This is a genomic window from Pseudanabaena biceps PCC 7429 (genome assembly GCF_000332215.1).
In the GTDB taxonomy this organism is placed as follows: Bacteria; Cyanobacteriota; Cyanobacteriia; order Pseudanabaenales; family Pseudanabaenaceae; genus Pseudanabaena; species Pseudanabaena biceps.
This window is the reverse complement of record NZ_ALWB01000336.1, coordinates 1-3,546: the sequence shown is the minus strand read 5'-3', so window position 1 is coordinate 3,546 and position 3,546 is coordinate 1. Positions and strand designations below refer to the sequence as shown.

3 protein-coding genes are annotated in these 3,546 nt (G+C 44.2%); all 3 read right to left on the bottom strand.

Annotated features, from left to right (window positions below):
• Positions 1-91: 91 nt before the first annotated feature.
• Positions 92-949 carry a dienelactone hydrolase family protein gene (locus PSE7429_RS21895; protein ID WP_009629568.1) on the bottom strand — a complete coding sequence of 286 codons (858 nt, stop codon included), beginning with the start codon at positions 947-949 and terminating at the stop codon, positions 92-94.
• Between the two features lie 108 nt (positions 950-1,057).
• Complete coding sequence (locus PSE7429_RS21890) at positions 1,058-2,161, bottom strand: sulfonate ABC transporter substrate-binding protein (RefSeq protein WP_009629567.1); 1,104 nt, start codon at positions 2,159-2,161, stop codon at positions 1,058-1,060.
• A 390-nt stretch (positions 2,162-2,551) separates the two neighbouring features.
• Entirely contained in the window at positions 2,552-3,436 is an 885-nt protein-coding gene (locus PSE7429_RS21885) for a TauD/TfdA dioxygenase family protein (RefSeq protein ID WP_009629566.1), read from the bottom strand.
• Positions 3,437-3,546 lie beyond the last annotated feature (110 nt).

Below are 3,546 nucleotides of genomic sequence, written 5' to 3'. Positions count from 1 at the left end.
CGGCGCTTTGCGCCGCAACTCTCTATGCAGTTTACTGACTATAGCTATATTTTGATAGAGCAGCCAAGCTGCTCTATCAAAATTTGGTTCTTTACTTTAGATTCTCTTGAAACAATTCCAAAACATGAATCCAAGCATCCGCCGCCGATTCGGGATGGTAACTCCCCCGACGATCGCAGAAGAAACCATGACCAGCCTTGGCATATCGAAAAATTTTATGGGAGATTTTTGCTTCAACTAAAGCTGATTCTATCTTATCCACATCTGTGAGTGGAATTCCCTTATCTTCTTCACCAAAGAAAGCATAGATCGGTGCTTTAATTTCCGCAGTACGGTGAATCGTCGGTTCGCCGCTTGAATTGCCGCTTGAATTGCCGCTTGAATTGCCGCTTGAATTGCCAAGAGTAGAACTAGGAATGCCACCACCATAAAAGGAGGCAGTTGCTTTAATCTCTGGTAATGTCGCAGTCAAGTACACCACATGACCGCCAAAGCAGAAGCCAATCGCGCCGATCGCCTCACCCTTGACATTAGACAAGCCCTTGAGATAGGCGATCGCTGCTTGAATATCGCTAAGGATTTCATCCGCCTTAGTCTGATCCTTCAAACCTCGCCCTACTTGAATATCTTCAGGGGCATAATTTGACTCAAAATTAGGAGCAGTGCGTTGAAATAGGGCAGGGGCGATCGCCACATATCCTTCCTTTGCCAAACGTTCTGCTACCTCTCGAATATGAATATTCACACCAAAGATCTCTTGTAAAACAACTACTGCGGGGAAAGTACCTACGCGATCGGGTTCGGCAAGGTAAGCATCAATTAGCAAATCACCATTAGCGATCTGTACGCGAGAAGTCCGAATCTTAGAGTTATCTTGAGTTGGATTATCTTGAGTTGGATTATCTTGAGTTGGATTATCTTGAGTTGGATTAATAGTTTCAGTAGTCATAATTTATAATGCGTATATACTGCGTGAATATTGTGTATTAAAAACCAAAACCAGAGATTGTACCGACCGCGTAGTAGTCGATACGCTCTTCTAGGTATGCTGAGCTACTTACTTGTTAGCCACAATTTTAAGAGATTCAGGGGTAATCGCTGCATACTGCTCAGTTGTCAGAGCCGCATCCTTGATATCGATCTTCTTGGGAATCACTTTCTCTTGAGCGAACAAATCTGCAATATTTTGCTGTTCTTCTAGTACTTGAGGAGTGATGGCACGCAAGCGATAGCTCGCACGGCTGGAAACAATCTCATAAATTTGGGGATCGATCTTCAGGATTGGAGAGACTAACTTCACAACTTCAGGACGGTTTGCTTCAGCCCATTCACCATTTTTGTCAATCTCTTCTAAAATAATTCGCAATGCTTCAGGATTTTCGGTCGCAAAACTACGCGAGGCAATATAAAATCCGCCTTGAGTTGCAATTTTGTTCGCATCCCTAAGCACGCGCGCTTCAGCTTTTGACTGCACGAAAGCCAAATATGGATCCCATGTTACCCAAGCATCAATTCGACCTTGAATAAACGCTTCTCTCGCATCTACAGGAGGCAAGGTTACAGCCTGAATATCGCTATACTTGAGCCCCACTTCATCCAACGCCTTAATCAATAGGTAATGGGAAGCGGAACCCTTTTGGAAAACGACTTTTTGTCCCTTAAGGTCAGCAACACTTTTGATGGGTGAATCTTTCTGAACAATAATCGCGCTTCCCTTGCCTTCACTGGGTCTACGACCTGAAACATACACTAGTGAGGAACCTGCAGCTTGGGCAAAAATTGGTGGGGTCTCACCGACAGAGCCCAGATCGATCTTGCCCACATTAAGTGCTTCCATCAATTGAGGACCAGCGGCGAACTGCGACCATTCAACTTTTACGCCCAGTGGTTCTAGTCGCTTTTCTAGGACTCCTTTGACCTTGACGATATCGCCAGCAGTCTGATAGCCCAAACGAACCACTTTGGTTTTGATGACAACTGGTTTTGCTTCATTCTTGGCGATCGATGGGGACGATATCGCCACTTGGTTTGAATAATTACTACAACTCGTTAAAGCAGTTGATAAGGCTATCACACTAGGAATTACCAATAGGGTAATTTGTTTGAAGATTGATTTTTGTTGAGATTTAAGTTGTTGAATTTGTTTAACTAATGTGACCATGAAAGACAAAAGCTCCGAACAAGGCTAATATTGCTTCTTATGCCAAGTTAAGAAATGGCTACGTCACTTCTTAACTTAAAAACCCTTACTAGGTTTAGTTTTTAATTCACAAAAGTGTTAAGTACCTCAGCATAATTAAAATCCAGAGCTAAAACCTGCGGCGCACGCTGCGCGTGCGCCGCAGGTTTTAGGATTTTATATTTAATTAAGCCCACCGACTTATCAGCCTTTCGTGAATTGGTATTACTCCCTTCCCAGTGAAGAATTAGACGTTGCGGCGCGAAGCGCTGCAACGCTGATTATTGGTTTTTGATGTCTATTTCTTTGGTGGGAAGGGAGTAACTATAATTTCGGGCAGAGAAATCTAAGAATTTCCCTGCCCGAAATTATCTAAAATGGACGGCTACCAGCAAGGCTAATGCGCTTCAGAACTCTACGTTCGCTGGGATCGAAGGCAGTGCGACGATGCAGAGTTGATTGGTTATCCCAATACACAATATCGCCTACAGACCATTTATGCTCGTAATAGAACTTGGACTGGTTGAGATGCTCGCGTAATTGAGCAATTAGCGCCGAACCCTCCTCTGGATCGACTCCCACTAAGGATACTTCTGTCTCATAGCCGAGACTGAGAACCTTTAATCCACTTTCAGGATGAGTACGCACAAGGGGATGGGGAAATACAGGAGCGACCAGTGGCGTGCTCGTGTCAGTGCGATATAAACGCCTAGGCGAATTAGAATTACGAACGAAGGGATTGTAGGTAATTAACTGTAAATCTTTAATCCGTTCCTTCGTTGCAGCATCTAGGGATTCATAGGCAAGATTGAGGTTGAGCCAAGCTGTTTCACCACCCTTAGTTGTCACTTCTTCGGCATAGAGAAATGAACCACTTGAAGGATAGGGTGTCCAATGGTGATCGGCATGAAAAGAAAGTTCTCCAGTCCCCGTAAAACCACCTTCGATATTTGCTACGGGAATGACCACTGGTGTAACCCCTGTTTTAGAAGCGAGGACGGGAGTTTCGTCAAGGGGAACGAATAGATCGCCAAAGTAATAGGCAAAATTCTTTAGCTGCTCGTCAGTTAATTTCTGATTTTTAAAAATGAGAATGTGATAGTTGCGATGGGCTTGCTTTAGGCGCAAAATCGTGACGGGATCGACAGGTTTACTTGCATCTAAGCCAGTAACGACGGCTCCTAAAGGTGCATCCAGAGGCGTAATACTTACCTCCTGTGCTGTATTTAAAGCGATCGCGGGAAGGGTGACAGTCATATTTTTAAACGCTATATTCCAAATTGGCAAATAGAAAATTTGTTTGTAAGTAGCTAAGGATAAGTAAACTTAAAACCTAGAAGAGCGTGCCGCCCGCTGCGCGGGCGGCA

Excerpts from the sequence above, each read along its gene's own strand:
- PSE7429_RS21885 (WP_009629566.1), bottom strand. The coding sequence starts at position 3,436 with ATGACTGTCACCCTTCCCGCGATCGCTTTAAATACAGCACAGGAGGTA.
- PSE7429_RS21895 (WP_009629568.1), bottom strand. The coding sequence starts at position 949 with ATGACTACTGAAACTATTAATCCAACTCAAGATAATCCAACTCAAGAT.
- PSE7429_RS21890 (WP_009629567.1), bottom strand. The coding sequence starts at position 2,161 with ATGGTCACATTAGTTAAACAAATTCAACAACTTAAATCTCAACAAAAA.